Consider the following 17,840-nt stretch of genomic DNA (forward strand, 5'->3'; position numbering starts at 1 on the left):
TTAAATAAATAGGTATTCAGAACAATGAAAGATATATACATTCAATTTCGTGGTAAGTACAAAGTAGACGGCGAATCTCGTGATGCAGAGCACAAGAGTTGGTTAGAAGTTAACTCTTGGACGCATAACATCCGTCAACCTAAATCTGCGACTTCTTCAAGTGTGGGTGGTCACACTGCAGAACGTGTAGAACATTCTGATATGGTTTTTGTTAAAGATTTAGACGCGACAAGCCCTAAACTTTGGGAAGCATGTTCAGCAGGTTATACATTTGATGAAGTTCAAATTGATTTCTACCGTGCGAATGGCGACAAACGCATTAAATATCTTCAAATCAAACTGAAACATGTGTTGGTTTCTAGCGTGACTCCAACTGTAAATGATGAAGGTGTTCCACACGAATCATTTGGTTTGAAATATGCTGCAGTAGAGTGGACATATAACCAACAAGATATTAACGGTACTGCGAAAGGTGCTGTTACTAAGAAGTGGTCATTATCTAACAACACTGCTTCATACGCAGCGTAATAGATGGATTCAGATAGAGGCTAACTTGGGTAGCCTCTATTTTCATTTTTTTAAATATTAATAAGAAGATATGAATCTCGATCAGCTTTATCCTTATGGTTTTAGAACGACTTTATTTGACCGCTTATTACCAGCAGATGCTCAGCAGACTCAAGGTCTGTCTTTGCAAGAACTTCGTGAATCTGTTGCTTCCGATTTAGAGGATCTCCTCAATAGTCGGGTGGCAAAGTTAGATGAACTGATTGATGACTTTCCATTAGCAAAAAAGTCTATTTTGCAGTTTGGCATTATCGATTTTGTGGGCTTATCGACAGCAAATCCATCGGATCGTGACAAAATTTGTCAGTCAATTGAACAATCGATTGCTGCACATGAACCGCGTTTAAAGCAGATTCGAGTCGAAATGCTCATGGATGGCCATAATATGGGGGCACTATGTTTAAGTATTCAAGCATATTTAAATATTCATCCTTTATATGAACCGGTTATTTTTGATGCCTTATTAAAACCAACAACACAACAATATGTTATTTCTCCAAGAGCTTAATGAAGTGGGTTATCTGTGATTGAAGAGCTGTTACCGTATTACGAAAAACAACTACAGGAATTTGGACAACAGTCCCGTGAGTTTGCCAGTAAATACCCCAAAATCGCCCAGCGTTTGTCTTTAAACCAAGAACAAATAGATGACCCGCATATTGAGCGTTTAATTCAAGCATTTTCTCTAATTTCTGCACGGATTGATAAAAAACTTGCAGATAGTTATGACGTTTTTACCCGATCAATTTTTGAGGTGATGTTTCCTCAATATTTAAAACCATTTCCTGCATGTTCTGTGGTGAGCTTCGAAGATATAAATAAAATTAAGCAATTAACAGATCGACACGTTATTCCAAAGGCGACCAGTCTAAAAGCCAAAAGTACGCGCGGTGTTCAATGTGAATATCAGACGGTACAAGAAGTCACATTATTACCGATTCAATTAAAACAGCTCAATTTCAAAACTCATCCATCGGCACATATGCATTTAAATCAAAATGCTACATTGAGCTTAGGATTTGAAATTTTTTCGAATAAGCACGCTTTACTCAAAAATGAAACTTTGCCGATATTTTTAGACGCTATTTCTAATTTTCCTTTGCAGGTTTTAGATAGTATTTTTAAGTCGACTACAAGTTTTTCGATTCGTGTGGGGCAGCACATTTTTGATATTGCCAATCCATTTGAAATTATGGGCTTTGATGAAGTTCAAAGTGTTCTACCTATCGATCAACATACACATCATGCATATCGTTTACTGATGGAATATTTTTGTGTTCCTGAAAAATTCAATTTTTTAAATCTAAATCTAGATTTCATTAAGTTTTTAAGTTTAGAACATAGTGAATTTGATGTTCAAATGCACTTTAAACTCAATTTAAATGATCAAGCAGCGATTCGAAATTATTCTGAATTAAATGCTGCAAATTTTAAATTGTTTGCTACACCAATTGTTAATCTTTTCAATAAACAAGCAGAGCCGCAAAAGATTAATCATAAGCGAATGGAATATCCATTGGTGACAGATGCACACCATCCTGAATATTTTCAAGCCTATAGCATTTTAAAAATGAATATGGTGCGTGAAAAAAGTAACCAAGATGAAGTGTATTATCCGGTACTGCCTTTTTTTGCAATGAGTCATTATCATCAGGATAAAGTGCAGTTTTTTTATAGTTTAAATCCGCAGCAGATGAAGAATAAACATCAGGAATTAAACTATTCAATCATATCTCGTGCTTTAGACCCACATAGTACTCAGTCCGATTTTATTAGTACGGAACTACTATGTAGTAATCGCGAGTTACCATATGAAAGTTATAATAAAGATCAGAATGCATTAACACTGAATGATAGTAATTTGGCACGTCGTGCCCTGATGCTTAAAAGACCGTCGTTACCGTATTATTTTGAACAAAATAAACAAGAACAGTGGCGAGTGATTTCACATTTATCTTTGAATAATATGTCTTTAATGAAAGGCGACGCGGTCTCTCATATTAAAGAACTTTTGGAATTGTATAATTTACCTAAATCGAAAGAAAACCAAATTATTATCGACTCTATAAAAAATATTCAATTTTCTACCACGCAGAAACTTGTGGATAGTAAACCGTTTCCATTATTTGTCAGAGGTTTAAAAGTACAGCTCGATATCGATGCGGATATATTTAGAGGGCATAGCCTGTATATATTTAGTCAATTGCTGGCCCATATCTTTAATTTAAAAGTCAATATGAACAGCTTTGTCGATGTCTCGGTTTTTGATGCAAATAGTCAACAGGAGTTATACCAATGCGTGCAGAACGTTGGTGGCAAGAAAGCTCTGTAATTGACGGACTTTTCCAAGAACCGAAAGCCTACGAGTTTGTTCAAGCTACTCGTTTGTTAAGACATGCACCTTATGGAGCAGCTCAAGTCCATTGGGCCAATGACTTTGAGTTTAATAGTTCACTTAATTTGAACTTCCCGAACACTGAAATTGAAAGTTTAGAGTTCAACGATGAGAAAGTTGAACTGACAAATTTAATGGTGGGTTTAACGGGTATTCAAGGTGCATTACCTTATAGCTATACCAATAAGATTAAGCTCAGCGGGCGACATCAGCGACACGAAACACAAAAGTTTTTAGGGCTGTTTAATCATAAATTAACAGCACATTATGTTGATGCCAGTTTAAATTATCATTTACCTATTCGTTATGAAATCGAGCAGGATAATCACTATCTTGATATTTTACATGCATTAAATGGTTATATCAGTAGCCAGCATGATCAGCCAGATTTAGATGATTATTTTGCTGAATTCTCAGGTTTAATGCAGGGGCAAAACAATACAGCTTATGCATTAAAAACCATGCTGAATTGTATCTTTAAGCAGAAATTTGATATTCGAGAATTTATCCCTGAAACTTTTGTATTTGAAGAAGATCAGAGAACATGTTTAGGTGGATCTCAGCCGAGCTTATTGGGGCTGAATACTTTTTGTGGTGAGAAGATTCAACAGATTGACGAAAAAATTGAAATCGTGATTGGACCTTTAAATCATGAAGATTATTTAACATTTTTACCGAATCAGGCACGCAGCCTAAAATTAAAACAAATGATTCAAACTTGGTGTAGTCCAACATTAATGGTGGATGTGCGCTTAATTTTACAAAAAGAAGAAATAAAACCGGTGTGTTTAAATTCTTTGAGCGGAATTGGTTTAGCTCAGGGAGCATTTTTACAGCCGAATAAACAGGTCGATAATACAGAAACCTGTTATGCCTTAATGGGGAATGCAAAATAATGCTGAAATTAATAATTGGAACCTTTAGTACGCTTTTTGTTTTGTGTACTGCTTTCGTGATTTTTTACTGGCGAGATACAGGCTATGATCCGACGGCTTTCGATTTAGTCACATACTTTTTACTTCTTCCTTTAGCTTTATGTGCAATTATTTTGTCGCCTTATTTGCTTTACAAGGGCATTCAACATCAAAAAGAAAAAAAACTTGAAGCTGAAAAACGTGCAGAAGAACAAGCTGAGCAACAACAACTTGAGGCCATTGAACAAGCAAAACCGAAGCCTATTGATGTACAGCAATTTCGTTTAAATGTTTATTCTTCAGCGGCTTGGCATAGTTTTGGTGAAAACGAACAAATTATCCAAGATATTCAACAATTCAAAAGTCCTGAACTCGATGATAAGTTATTTAATGCATACGGTTTGCCTGTTCTTTCATTTCGAATCAAAGATTTAGATGAACTCACTAATGAAGAAGCAGATGATGAATATAGTGCTATCACCATGCGTGAAAAACGAATCCAGTCACTTATTCAGCAACAACTAGAGCAACACGCTGAAAGTCTATTTTTAATTGCTGAGCATCTGAAGCAATCAGCACTCTTTTATGATAGTGAATTGGCATATCAGTACCGTATGCATCCGGGTTGGGTGGATCCAGATTATACGCAAGATGAACATCCAGAACATTTGGCGAACAATGCACAGCAAGTTTCACGTTTAAATCGTTTAAATGTCCATATTTTGCTTGCTGATAATTTGATTCATCAATGGAATGATGATTATGCTCAAATTATTCAGCAGTATCTATCTGACGGATTTTCGATCATTCCCGAACAAATTCATATCGAGCCACATTTTATCGGCACTCAAGTCGCTTATTCAGAATGGTTAAGCATTTTAGAGATGATTTCAAAACAAAAGTTTGAAGTCAGTTTGATTCTCAATGCTGACTCTGAAATCGACCAAGAATGGATTGATGAAAAGATGTGGTTACAAGAAAAATACATTGCTGCAGAGTTTGCATCGAGTTGGTGTTTGGCTGCTTCAGACGTTCAAGTTCGAGGTTTAACTCCAAATAAAGTGCTACAAGTGGTGGCACATGAGCCTGAGTTGAAACGTAATTTAGAGCTTAAAGCACTGAATAATTTAGATCAGTATGATCAAGAACAACCCTTTTTATTGATGTTAGATGATGCAACGGATATGAAAGTGGTGAAAAAATTACAGTATAAATTTAATGAAACCGCGATTGAAACCTATCATTTTTTATATACAAAACAGAATCTTGGAAATACCCAGCAATTGGCAAAAATTTTTGGATTCATGTTGGGTATGCACTTGCCAGAAGAGTTAACTGCCATGATTTATAGCACAGACCAAGAATCGACATTTGCTTTTATTCAAGCATTTTCAGTAGAAGATGAACTTGAACAAAAAACTGTTTAATTAGAATTAAGACGAAATTGAGAACATTGTGAACACACTATTTTATACGATCCTCGGTTATGTTTGGCAGTACGTCACCAATCCTAAAGCGATGGTGGCTTTGTCATTTTTTGTGGCCATTGTGGCTATGCATAATTCGATTCCACAAAAGACTTTTTACATTGTGGTTGCTGTTTATATTCTCGGATTAATTCTGTGGGGTATTTATGAAGTAGTGCAGCATTATCGTCATAAACAGCAAGGCGAAGAGCTAGCTGAGGCGATTGCCAAAGATAATGAAGCTGAATACGGCAAACAAAAGAATAAAGAAGAACTTGCGCTGATCAATCAGCAAATGAAAGACTCGATTCAACTTATCCGTAAATCAAAACTCGGCGACAAAAAGGGTAATGCAGCCCTATATGAATTACCTTGGTACATGGTGATTGGTAACCCAGCAGCGGGTAAAAGTTCAGCGATTTATAATTCTGGTCTTAGATTTCCATTTGAAGAAACTCATCAGAAAATGGTGTCGGCAGGTCTAAGTGGTACTCGTAACTGCGATTGGTTTTTCTCTACAGATGGTGTCTTACTCGATACCGCAGGTCGATATTCTGTTTATGCCGAAGACCATTCAGAATGGTTAGGTTTCTTAAATATTCTCAAAAAAAACCGTTCTAAAGCGCCGATTAACGGTTTAATCGTGATTGTTTCTGTGGCTGAGCTTGTCAGTCAAAGCCCTGAAAAATCAATCAAATTAGCCAAAAACTTACGCGCACGTATACAGGATTTGACTGAACGTTTAGAAATTTTTGCGCCAGTGTATATCGTTTTTTCAAAAATGGATTTGATTGCCGGCTTTACTGAATTTTTTGATTGTTATGATAAGGATGAATTTGATCAAGTTTGGGGTGCAACACTGCCTTATGATCCAGACTCATCTGAGCATGCCGTTGAGATGTTCGAAAAGCATTATTCAATTTTATATGATGGTTTGAAGAGCGTCAGTACTACGCACTTGAGTCGTCGTCATTCGCAAAATATTTCTCCAAGTGTAATGACATTTCCGCTAGAGTTTAAAAGCTTAAAGCCAGTGCTAAAAACTTTTATTGGTACGTTGTTTCAAGACAACCCTTATCAGTTTAAACCGGTATTCCGTGGTTTCTATTTCACCAGTGCGTTGCAAGAAGGTGTGATTGAAAGTCCAATGACCGAGCAAATCGCTGAAGACTTTCATTTGGTGAAAAGTACGGATAGTGAGTTTGGCATTCCTACGAATTCTGTTTCGCAAGACCATGGTTATTTCTTAAAAGGACTCTTTTCAACCGTCATTTTAAAAGATAAAAATCTAGTTAAACAACATATTAATCCTGCACGTAAACGTCAGCGCTTTATGGCATTTATTGCTGCATTGTTATTGGTTGCTGTGGTGCTTGGGTTATGGGTTTGGTCGTATCGTAATAACCAACAACTCGTGGCGGAAGTTCAAGCTGACTTAGACAAAGTTGTGCAAATGGAAAGCCGTAGCGGAAGTGAGCTTTCGACTCAATTGGATGCATTGCTGATATTACAAGGACATTTACAGCAGCTCGATCATTTTGATGAAGATCGTCCATTGAAATATAGTTTTGGTTTATACCAAGGGAATAAAATCCGTGAAAAACTCAAAGTTGAGTATTTACGTGGTATTCAACAAATTGTATTGGCACCATCTCAGCAAAATATGGCGCAGTACTTACAACGTGTCAAAGCCAATGAAGCGACGTTGAAAGAAAATCACGTCAATGTGCAAATCACTCAAGCTGTGAAATCAAATCAGCCCTATTTAGAACCATCAGATACTAACCCTCAGGATGCATATAATGCACTGAAGGCTTATTTGATGATGAGCAATCATAAATATATGGAATCGAGCCATTTGAGTGACCAAGTTACTCGTTTCTGGCGTTCATGGTTAGATTCAAATCGCGGTCAAATGCCACGTGGGGAAATGATTCAAAAAGCTGAACAAGTTTTATCTTATGCGATGACTTTAGCTGCTGATCCTGCGTTCCCGCAAATGGAATCTGATCCTTTATTGGTTGATCAAACACGTCAATTATTGACGGCTGTTACTATGGGTATTCCTGCACGTGACCGCGTTTATAATGAAATTAAAATGCGTGGTTCGGTACGTTTCCCTGCAGTAACTGTGAAGCAAATTTTAGGTGAAACAGGCCAAAACAGCATGTTAGGTAGTTATGCCTTGCCGGGTATTTTTACTTACCAAGCATGGAATGATTATGTAAAAGATGCGATTAACCAAGCTGCGAATAATCCGACAGATACCCAAGATTGGGTACTCAATACCAATCGCTCTGATGACCTGACGTTTAGTGGTAGTCCAGATCAGATCAGTAAACAGTTAACCGAACTTTATAAGCAGGAATATATCGCTGAATGGCGTAAATTTTTAAATGCTGTGCATTATGGAAAAGGTGCAGATGTTGCTCAGCAGTCACGTTTTATCGATATTTTAGGTGAACCTGAAAATTCGCCAATTCGTAAAGTGGTTGACCGTATTGCGAAAGAAACCAGCTGGGATAATCCAATTGTTCAAGCAGAACTGGCTGCACCTCAGAAAGGTTTTATTGCGTGGTTTAAACGTAAAGTTCTCAGCCGTGATGATGCGCAGCAGGCACAGCAAGTGGCTTCTAAAGCCGGTCAAGGTGTTATTGCAAAAGAATTTGATGTGTTCTATCAATTGGTTCGTAAGCGTGATGATCAGCAAAACAAATCTATTTTAGATGAATACATGCTGTCTTTGAGTCAAGTGCGCAGCAAGTTCAATGACTTGAAGAGTGGCGGTGATATGGGACCTGCAAGCATGACATTGGTGAAACAAACCATCAATGATCAAAGCTCAGTCTTTAATAGCACACAAAAATTTGTGGATGAAAAAATGTCTGTCGGTCTGAATGAATTAGATCAACAGTTGATTCAAAAACTCTTTATGCAGCCGGTGACCCAGTCATTTGAAGTATTACTGATCCCAGCTCAAAACGAAATTAATAAGTTATGGGCAATGCAAGCGTACCAACCATTTACGACCAATCTTGCGCCTAAATATCCATTTAATAGCAATGCTACTTTACAAGCGACCAGTAATGAAATTAGCCAAATTTTTGGTGAAAACGGAAGTATCGCTCGCTTTGTAAAAGAATATTTAGATCCATTGGTGATTCGTCGTGGCTATACCTTAACCACGAAAACATGGAAAGATTTGGGTATTGGGTTAAATCCACAATTTGTAGCGAATTTCCAACGCTATGTTGCGCCAAGTAATGGCGTAGCTACAGGGGAATTGAGTCAAGCAGCACCTGCGGCAACCAATCAATCGAACTTCCAGTTCTTCCCATTAGAAAATACACAGTTGCTTTCATATACCATTGATATTGATGGTCAGCGTATGGTGTATGAAAACGGTGTTCAGCAATGGGTGAACTTCGTTTGGCCAAACAAAGGGGCAATACCTGGTGCACGTATTACTGCAATTGACTTGGAAGGTCAAACGCATACGATTTTTGATGAGCCGGGTGAATATGGTATTAACCGATTGGTTGAAGGCGCTCAGCGTACACAAAATGGTAATTCATTTGAAATGGTGTGGCGTAGCAAACAAAATCCAAAAGTGTTTGTTAAAGTGAATTTCCGTTTAATTAGTGGTAACGCATCTGGCCCAACTACAGGTTCAGGCTATTCAGGTATGACTCTTGTTGATCAAGTGGTGACGAATAAAGGTGTTCGTGTCGTCGCAGCGCAAACGATGCCTGCAGGACAAGCGCCTGTAGCGCCACCAGCGACTTCACCGATGAGTGTTGTACAAGGAACAGCAACACCATGATGATGAATTTAAAAATGATAGCGGTGGCATTCGTGCAAAAGAACAAGGAGTGTGACGATGTATGAAGTGAGAACGACACCGCTGTATTATGGAAAATGTCCAGCTCGTGGTGACTTCTTAAAGAGCCGTGAACAATATTCACTGATTCAGTTAATCGATCAGTGGATCACGGAGGCGCTTGAGTTCGCTATGCGTTCAGACAATTTTAATGCAGCGTATAACTCACTGCCTTCATTAGATTTCTTTATTGCCAGTCCAAAAGATAAGCGTTTTTTGGTTGCCAATTTGATTAGTAGTGAAGACAGTTCAAAGCGTCAATTTCCAATGGTGCTCGCTCATCTGCTAGAAATCGATGATCCTTTCGATAATATTTTGTATGCACCATATCGTTATAAACAAACCTTAATTGACTTATATCAGCGTAACCGAGTGATGCGTTCTATTCGCGATCCCGATATTTTGCTCGATAAATTAGGCAAACTGAATAACGAAATTCAAGTGTTCGGGACAGAAGAAACCTCTTCTTTTTATGAGCATCATACGTTGCATTCATTTGCACGTTTATTGAATTTTACGCCTTATCAGTTGGCGCAAAGCATGATTGGTCTCGGTTTGCTGCTACAACCGATTATTCATCAGGGTACGTCTCGGTTGAATAAAGTGCTGATCTTACCAATCAATAATATTAGTTACTGCTATGAAATTGCGGCTTTTTGGGTCAATTTAATTAGTCGTTTTGTCGAAAACCAAGATGCTGAGTTACTCATTGGCATTCTACACAGTGATTCACCTGTTTTACTGTTTGGTTTTCAAGGTGCTGATATTACTGCACTCAGTGATGTTTTTACCCAAAATATGCAAAGTGATCATTGGGTTTCCCTGATCGATGCCAGTTGGATTGATCCTTATCTTGAACAAAATGCAGGCTTAGCCGTTTTGGAACAGTCTTTGAGTGAGCGTCAGATCAGCCTTATTCATGGCATTAAACTTTTTAGACAGACTTTTATAGAAGAATAATGATGCAAAGAATCTTACCAATGTTGCCCAAATTTATTGCGAGTGTATGCATTTTAGGCTGTTCGGCTTTGCTTTGGGCAGAGCCTATTGTGATTGAAGGTGCTGTACCGAATGAAGCAACCAAGCAAGAAATATTAAATAAAGCCTATTTGACCTATGGTCAGGCAAATGTGGTTGATAAAATTCAGGTTCGAGCGGTTACAGCACCTAATGGTTGGGGTAATAGCGTAAGCCAAATGATTAATGATGACTTAAAAAAAGTAAAACAGGGAAAACTATCTGTTCGCGGAACGCAAGTCGATTTAAGTGGCAAGATGTCAAATCAAAATGATATCCAACCCACGACCACCAAGTTTCAGTCTTTGGTCACAGCACCTTTTCGTTTCAATGCACAGCTTTCTGTCAATCAGGCTGAACAAGCCATTATTGATGCGGCTTTACGTAATCGTATTATTGAATTTGAATCTGGAAGCGCGATTTTAGCGCCATCTGGGGTACAGATCTTAGATGAAATGGTTGTCGCACTGAACCGCGTCGGTGGGAAAAAAGTACGAATTATTGGTCACACAGACAGCTCAGGGAATCCTGAGAAAAACTTAAGTTTAAGCCAAGATCGTGCTAATGCAGTTAAAAACTATCTGATTTCAAAGAATATTGCGGCGGCGAACTTAAGTACTGAAGGGATGGGCTCAAATAAGCCTGTAGCAGACAATGCTACGCCTGAAGGTCGTAAGAAAAACCGTCGTATTGAGTTTGAAGTGCTGTAACTATTTCAACTTAACTACAACGGCTAATGCGTCGAACCCAGTGTATCTAGACTGGGTTTTTTTTATGCCAATTGATTCAGTCAATTATTTGATAACTGAAATCGACATTTTTTAAAGCAACAGAACGAAAACAAAATAGGAACATATTTTGAATAGGGCTAAAGCTTTAATTTTTGCATTTTATACCACTAAAGCATTCATATTTTGAGCAATAAAACAGTGGATTCTAAAATCAATTAAGGTTAAAACATAAGAATCAGTTTTGGATATGCGTTTCATATCTACTGCTTTCAACCTTGTCGATAAAGAATAATCATTTTTGACATGGTGCAAAGTTTTAAAAAATCTGCAGGACAGTGCGGAAAAACAACAACTCAATATGGATGAATGTGGGAGCAAAGAATGCTTGGTAATATGATGTTTAAACCGCTTTTGATTAGTAGCATGATTGAACATGCGGGTCGCTATCATGCGGATAGTTTAGTCATTTCAAAAAATACAGACACGACGATTACGAAAACCACTTGGGGTGATGTTCATAAAAATTCAAAACGATTTGCTAATGTTCTTGCTTCACTCGGTTTAAATTTAGGGGATCGTGTTGCCACCATCGCTTGGAATAACCATCGTCACTTAGAGTCTTGGTACGCTATTTCAGGTAGTGGTTATGTCTGTCACACTATTAATCCGCGTTTATTTCCTGAACAATTGATTTTTATCATCAATGATGCCGCAGACCGCGTGATGTTATTTGATAAAACTTTTTTGCCATTAATCAAAGCAGTAAAACCTTTATTAAAATCTGTTGAACATTTTATTTGTTTAGATGGACCAGATGCAGCGATTGTTGAAGCGGTGCCCGATGTGAAGTTTTATGATGAACTCATCGCGGCGCAATCTGCAGACTATACATGGCCAGATTTAGATGAGTTATCGGCTAGTTCTTTATGTTATACCTCGGGTACCACAGGCAATCCGAAAGGCGTGTTGTATAGCCATCGTTCAACAGTCTTACACAGTTATGCGATTTGTATGCCGGATTCATTAAATATCTCAGCGCGAGATATTATGATGCCTGTTGTTCCGATGTTCCATGTCAACGCATGGGGTACGCCATATGCTGCGGCAATGGTGGGATGTACTTTAGTGCTGCCAGGCCCAGGTTTAGATGGAGCAAGCCTGACGCAAATGATTGATGACTATAAAGTATCCGTTGCATTGGGTGTTCCAACGATTTGGCAGGGATTAATCAATGCTGCGCAACAAGCGGGCAGTCAGCTCCAAAGTTTAGTGCGTAATGTAGTTGGTGGATCTGCTTGCCCACCTGCGATGTTAAAAGTGTTTAAAGAACAATTTAACTGTGAAACGATTCATGCTTGGGGAATGACCGAAACCAGTCCATTAGGTTCTTCAAACCAATTTAAAGCCAAACATTTGTTATTATCTGAAGAAGAACAATTACAAGTACGATTATCACAAGGTCGTCCACCATTCGGGGTCGATTTACGTATTACCGATAAAGAAAACGGTACACACGAAGTTGCACGTGATGGAGAAACGACGGGTAATTTACAGATCCAAGGGCATTGGATTATTGGCAATTACTTTGGCAAAACAGAGTCTGCATTAACCTCAGATGGTTGGTTTGATACCGGGGATATTGCAACCCTGAACGAAGATGGTTTCTTAAAAATTAGTGACCGTTCAAAAGATTTGATCAAATCGGGCGGTGAATGGATTTCTTCCGTTGAGTTAGAAAATTTAGCTATGGGACATCCTAAAATTGCAATGGCGGCAGTGATTGCAGCAACCCATCCAAAATGGGATGAGCGTCCTGTATTGATTGCAATTAAAAAGCCAGATGTCGATTTATCTGATACAGAAATTTTGGATTATTATGCAGATAAAGTTGCTAAATGGCAGGTGCCAGATAAAGTGATTTTTGTGGATGCTATTCCTTTGAGCGGAACAGGTAAAATGCTGAAAAAAGATCTACGTGAGCAATTTGGTGCTGTACTACTTGAAAGCTAACTTACTGTAAGTTACCAACTAAATATTGGTAAAGAGCAAAACGCAAAGGTAACATGCCTTTGCGTATTTTTATAAAAACTTAAATTTTGATAAATACCATATTCTTAATATGAGGTTTTTAAATAAAATTTTTTCAATGAATCCATAACCAAGTTCAATGAATAATCTAGCCGTGTTAGGTCGCATTCAATTCAATAAAAGCGTAAATTGATGAGGCATCCACCGTTAAACCACCTTTCTTATGTTTCCAGTTTGGATCTTATTCACTTTAATGGCTGCTTTTATGCAGTCATGGCGCAATGCATTTCAAAAACAACTCAGTACCACTGTTGATGTGTATGGTGTCACCCTTGCACGGTTTATTTTTGGGCTCCCATTTGCCTGCATTTATTTATATGTGCTGTACCAACAACAGCCTGTGACTCAGGTGACCACATTTACAACTATGTTTTGGGTCTATGTGGTGATTGCAGGACTAAGTCAAATTTTAGCGACGATTTTAATGGTCTTGCTTTTTAAACAAAAGAATTATGCCATTGGTGTTGGTTTAGCGAAAAGTGAAGCGATATTTGCGGCCATTGTTGGGGTGATTTTCTTAAGTGAACATTTAAGTTTATTTGGTTGGATTGGTGTTTTGGTTGGTGGTGTTGCCGTTTTTCTTTTAAGCAAAGGTTCTCAACGACAAAAATTATCTCTGCCAACGTTATGCATCGGTGTAGGTAGTGGATTAAGTTTTGCAATTACCTCTTTATTGGTTCGTGAAGCCAGTTTAGAGCTAAGTGATTTACCGACTTTGCATCGTGCGGCATGGGTGTTGTTGAGTGTAATTGGCTTTCAATGTGTGATTATGCTGCTGTACCTCAGTCTATTTAGCCGTAAAACGCTCATTGCCATGTGGGATAGAGTCGGTCTGACCTTTCGCGTTAGTGTCTGTAGCTTTCTAGCGTCTTTGGGCTGGTTTACTGCTATGAGTATGCAAACGGTTGCGATTGTCAAAACCTTAGGTCAAATCGAAATCTTATTTAGCCTCTTAATCTCTGCATATTTCTTTAAGGAAAAACTCGCAAGAACCGATCATTGGGGATTAGCCTTAGTGGTGATTGGGGCCATTATGGTGATTTGGGCTTAATCTGTGCTTTAAACAGTCATGAAGGCAAATAAAGGCCGAATTTAAGTCAGTTTTTCGAATATATTTTTAATTAAAATATGGGAAAAATTAATGTTTACTAAGATATTTATCATGGAATTGTTTATGATTTAAAGGATGACTAAACTTTGAACATGATTGAAAATGCTCAAGTTGTTCAATCTATATATTTATTTTTCAAATTTTAGCGTTAAATTTTTTTATTATATTTTATTTATATTGCCAAAATAAACAATGTATTGATGGGAGGGCTTAAATTTGGAAATACTCATACAAACTTTATCCTTCCCCGCATTGTTAACGATTTTAGCTTCGGCTTTAGGCTGTGGATTGCTCATCGGTTTGGAGCGTCAACGTAACAACAATTTGGACAGTGAACAGAGTTTTGCCGGTTTACGCTCATTTACCATTTGTGCGTTGTTTGGAGCATTGTGTTTTTTAATCCATTTAGCTGTTGGTGTGATCGGTGCAATTGTCGTCAGTATGTTTAGCTATTATGGATTAAGTCAACAAAAACAAGATATTGGAATAACCACAGAACTTGCTTTTGTCATGACTTATTTGATCGGTGCCGCTTGTGTTTTTAATATTCCACTTGCTGCGTGTTTGGCTGTCGTGCTGACCCTCATATTAGTTGGAAAAAAAGGCTTACATCATTTTGCAGCACATTGGATCAAAGACTATGAGTTAAGAGATGGTGTATTTTTACTGGCATTGATCCTAATTGCCTTACCTTTAACGCCGAATCAAGCCTATTGGGGTTCAGTATTAAATCCCTATGTGATTTTAAAATTACTGATATTGATCTTGGTGGTGCAGTCATTAGCACACATTTCCAAGCGGCTATTATCCTCTGATAAAGCCATTATTTTATCGGCCTTGGCATCAGGTTTTGTGTCGAGCACCGCAACGATCGCTAGCTTAGGTATGGAAGTACGAGCAGGAAAAGCCAGTGCCAAAAGTAATGCAGGGGCAGGACTTTTTTCATGTGTTGCGACATTGGTTCAACTTTTGATCATTGTCCTTGGGGTGAGTTTTGCTTGGTTTAAAATATTAGTTATACCAAGTATCGTCGGCATCTTGATATTGGTCCTTGCTGCGCTATATCTGATTTATGGCTCATCTCCAGTTCAGCATAATAAAGAGTCAGAACCCGAAATGCTTCATGTAGAGGCGAATGAACCAGCACAGTTAGAAAAGACCGATAGTCGAATGTTTAGCTTAAAACAGGCGGCAATCATTGCCATCACGCTTACTTTGATCCAAGCACTTGTTTATGGATTAAATCTCGCTTTAGGTGATAAAGGCTTAATTTTAGGGACATTATTAGCATCACTCTTTGAAGTCCATGCAGCTATGGCAACCGTGGTGATGCAAGGTAATATCGACAATTTAACATTGGTTTATGCTGTGGTGATTGGATTATCAGCCCATGCGATTTCAAAATGTGTGAATGCATTTCTCACAGGTGGATGGAAATATTTTCTATATTTTGCACCAACACAGTTACTTCACATGCTGTGCCTAATCGCGGTTTTGTTATTCAGTTTAAGATAATCAGAGGCAATTAACTGCGCCATATTATTCATGACGCAATTGCATTAATTTTGCTTTTATTTGTGGCCAACTGGTTGAAATCCAACATACCAGCGAACCTAATGTCACCAAAATGGCACCATGCCAAAAACTTAAACTCAGTGGTGTCTGTAATATAAACATTGAAATAACCGAAGAAAAAATCGGACTAAAATACGATAAAGTCACCAATATCGTAATATTGCCTTTTATAATACCTACATTCCACGCTGCATAGCCCAATGCAGTCACGATGGACACGATTAACATATACATACCGGTATGTAAGTCTACGGTAGGCATTCGCGGAATACCGTGAAATATCAACATTTTTAGCCATAGTATAATGGTAATTACGACGAAAAAGAATGAAATAGGGTTATGTCCATGACTGTATTTACGTGTAATCACACAGTAGAGTGACCATAAACTAGCGCCCATAAAAGCAAGAAAATAGCTTAATGGATTGGACTGAATGTTGGTAAAGACTGTAGACCAGTTAAAACTTCCGTTAACAGTTTGGATTAAAATAATGCCGCCCAAACTAATGGCTAAACCAATGATTACGAAAAAGTTAAATTTTAATTCTTTAAATAATATTAACGCGGCAATTGTCAGACTCGGCCATAAATAATTGACCAAACTGATTTCAATCGCTTGTTGAGCTGTTTGAGCCAAAGCAATGGCATACGAAAAACACAACTCATAAATCACAAATAAAAGGGTGGCATATATCAAAAATTGGCGCGGAACCAGTTTAAGGTTTGGAATTTTAAATAAGAGCAATAGAATAATTGCGCTCAAGGTATACATAAAGAGCACAGCAAGATCAGGGCCAATACTGAAACTAATTTTCTTAAGTAAACCAACAATAGAAGACCATTGTAAGATTGCACTGAATCCAATCAGCGTTGCAAGATTTTTGGACATGATTGCTCGAAGATTTCGCAAATAGCGAATGAATTTTTAATTTTTATTATAGTCTTTATTCAGTCGTTTAGTATAAGCGTGAAATTATCAAACTCTATTTAATTAAAAAGATTTAGAGCTCGTCGTACGTCAAGAGCAGCATGGCGATGAACTAGGTTTAGGTTCTGGTTTATTAATACAAGATTTAAAACTTGGACAATGTATTCATGCCTATATTCGTGCGAATCCAAATTTTGACTTAGCAGAGGGCGTTCACTCTGCGATTTTGATTTGCAATGGCTCAGGAATGGCGGGTTTACTTTCACATCTTAAGCAACGTGTCGCAACAGAGCACTATCAAAACTGGTTAATTTATGGTGAGCGTCAACAAGCTTTCGATGCAATTTTTGCTGATGAACTGCATAAATTACAAAACCAAGGTAAAATTGCAGAAATCGATCGGGTATTTTCTCGTGATGGATTTGCTGAAAAGTATGTGCAAGATGTCCTAGTTGTAAAAAAGCTGAATTGATTGATTGGCTAGAGCAAGGGGCTTGTCTCTATATCTGCGGCAGTTTGAATATGGCTAAAGCGGTAGATGCCACTTTGCAAGAGATACTGGGCATTGAACAACTGCATACACTGCGTAAAGCAGGTCGTTACCGCCGTGATGTGTATTAAATAATTGATGTCTACTGAAGAAGTAAAGTAATGATGCAGTTCGTAATGAGATGGATCGATAGTTTAAAAAGGAATAATAATGGATAAATTTGTAATTAGAGTTTATCACGATTATAAAAGGCTAATTATAGCTATTTTTTTTATTATTGAGTTTTTGATTTTTTTAATAAAGTATTACTTTTTTGGGATAGGTTTCTGGAGTTTTATTGGTGCAGTAGTTTTTTTTATTATCTTTGTTGATCTAATTTATAATGGGAGTTATTTGTTGATCGGGAAGATAAAAAAAGAAAGTGAAGTTTATGAATATTATATTAGGTTTATCTATATTTTTTTAATTTATTTATTTTCAATATATTGCATTGTTGAGTGAAGAGTAAAATTTAAAAATTATGAGTAAATATTTTTTTAATATTTTGTATAGTAAGCCTCTTTCATAAATCAAAAAACGAACAGTCTCTTGCTGATTATTTGTACCGAAGAATTTTAAATATTCATGCATAATCTGCGGATGAAATATATCGATTCAAAGAAGCTTTCTGAAACACAGT

The 17,840-nt window shown here is 37.5% G+C and carries 13 protein-coding genes; 12 read left to right on the plus strand and 1 reads right to left on the minus strand.

Annotated features, from left to right (window positions below; translation table 11 throughout):
- The first annotated feature begins 24 nt into the window (after window positions 1-24).
- From FTU62_RS07080 to FTU62_RS07130, 11 genes are all read left to right on the plus strand, one after another.
- A complete protein-coding gene (locus FTU62_RS07080) occupies window positions 25-528 on the plus strand; it encodes a type VI secretion system tube protein Hcp (RefSeq protein WP_078190771.1) in 504 nt (167 codons plus the stop codon).
- A 70-nt stretch (window positions 529-598) separates the two neighbouring features.
- Entirely contained in the window at window positions 599-1,075 is a 477-nt protein-coding gene (gene tssE, locus FTU62_RS07085; protein WP_078190770.1) for a type VI secretion system baseplate subunit TssE, read from the plus strand.
- 15 nt (window positions 1,076-1,090) lie between these two features.
- Window positions 1,091-2,899, plus strand: a complete 1,809-nt coding sequence (gene tssF, locus FTU62_RS07090) for a type VI secretion system baseplate subunit TssF (protein ID WP_180102273.1) — start codon at window positions 1,091-1,093, stop codon at window positions 2,897-2,899.
- Window positions 2,863-3,858 (plus strand): type VI secretion system baseplate subunit TssG, encoded by a 996-nt coding sequence (gene tssG / locus FTU62_RS07095; RefSeq protein WP_111885473.1) that lies wholly within the window; start codon window positions 2,863-2,865, stop codon window positions 3,856-3,858. The genes tssF and tssG overlap by 37 nt, the downstream gene beginning before the upstream one ends.
- A complete protein-coding gene (locus FTU62_RS07100) occupies window positions 3,858-5,303 on the plus strand; it encodes a hypothetical protein (protein WP_180102274.1) in 1,446 nt (481 codons plus the stop codon). Before tssG ends, FTU62_RS07100 begins: the two co-directional genes overlap by 1 nt.
- A 28-nt stretch (window positions 5,304-5,331) precedes the next feature.
- Window positions 5,332-9,165, plus strand: a complete 3,834-nt coding sequence (gene tssM / locus FTU62_RS07105; protein WP_180102275.1) for a type VI secretion system membrane subunit TssM — start codon at window positions 5,332-5,334, stop codon at window positions 9,163-9,165.
- Window positions 9,166-9,222: 57 nt separating this feature from the next.
- Window positions 9,223-10,182, plus strand: a complete 960-nt coding sequence (tagF, locus tag FTU62_RS07110; RefSeq protein WP_078190765.1) for a type VI secretion system-associated protein TagF — start codon at window positions 9,223-9,225, stop codon at window positions 10,180-10,182.
- Window positions 10,183-10,202: 20 nt separating this feature from the next.
- On the plus strand, window positions 10,203-10,949 hold the full coding sequence (locus tag FTU62_RS07115; protein ID WP_257223100.1) for an OmpA family protein: 747 nt from the start codon (window positions 10,203-10,205) through the stop codon (window positions 10,947-10,949).
- 402 nt (window positions 10,950-11,351) lie between these two features.
- Entirely contained in the window at window positions 11,352-12,980 is a 1,629-nt protein-coding gene (locus tag FTU62_RS07120) for a long-chain-fatty-acid--CoA ligase (RefSeq protein WP_180102277.1), read from the plus strand.
- A 241-nt stretch (window positions 12,981-13,221) separates the two neighbouring features.
- The gene (locus FTU62_RS07125) at window positions 13,222-14,109 is read left to right on the plus strand and encodes a DMT family transporter (RefSeq protein WP_180102278.1); all 888 of its coding nucleotides are present in this window, start codon (window positions 13,222-13,224) and stop codon (window positions 14,107-14,109) included.
- 276 nt (window positions 14,110-14,385) lie between these two features.
- The gene (locus FTU62_RS07130) at window positions 14,386-15,684 is read left to right on the plus strand and encodes an MgtC/SapB family protein (protein WP_180102279.1); all 1,299 of its coding nucleotides are present in this window, start codon (window positions 14,386-14,388) and stop codon (window positions 15,682-15,684) included.
- A 24-nt stretch (window positions 15,685-15,708) separates the two neighbouring features.
- Here the strand turns inward: FTU62_RS07130 and yddG are convergent, their stop codons facing one another.
- Entirely contained in the window at window positions 15,709-16,632 is a 924-nt protein-coding gene (gene yddG, locus FTU62_RS07135) for an aromatic amino acid DMT transporter YddG (protein ID WP_180102280.1), read from the minus strand.
- Between the two features lie 265 nt (window positions 16,633-16,897).
- Here yddG and FTU62_RS07140 point away from each other — a divergent pair, with 265 nt between their 5' ends.
- Window positions 16,898-17,143 (plus strand): hypothetical protein, encoded by a 246-nt coding sequence (locus FTU62_RS07140; RefSeq protein ID WP_257223095.1) that lies wholly within the window; start codon window positions 16,898-16,900, stop codon window positions 17,141-17,143.
- Window positions 17,144-17,840: the final 697 nt, after the last annotated feature.

The organism is Acinetobacter sp. YH12126 (assembly GCF_013418745.1).
Classification (GTDB): Bacteria; Pseudomonadota; Gammaproteobacteria; order Pseudomonadales; family Moraxellaceae; genus Acinetobacter; species Acinetobacter amyesii.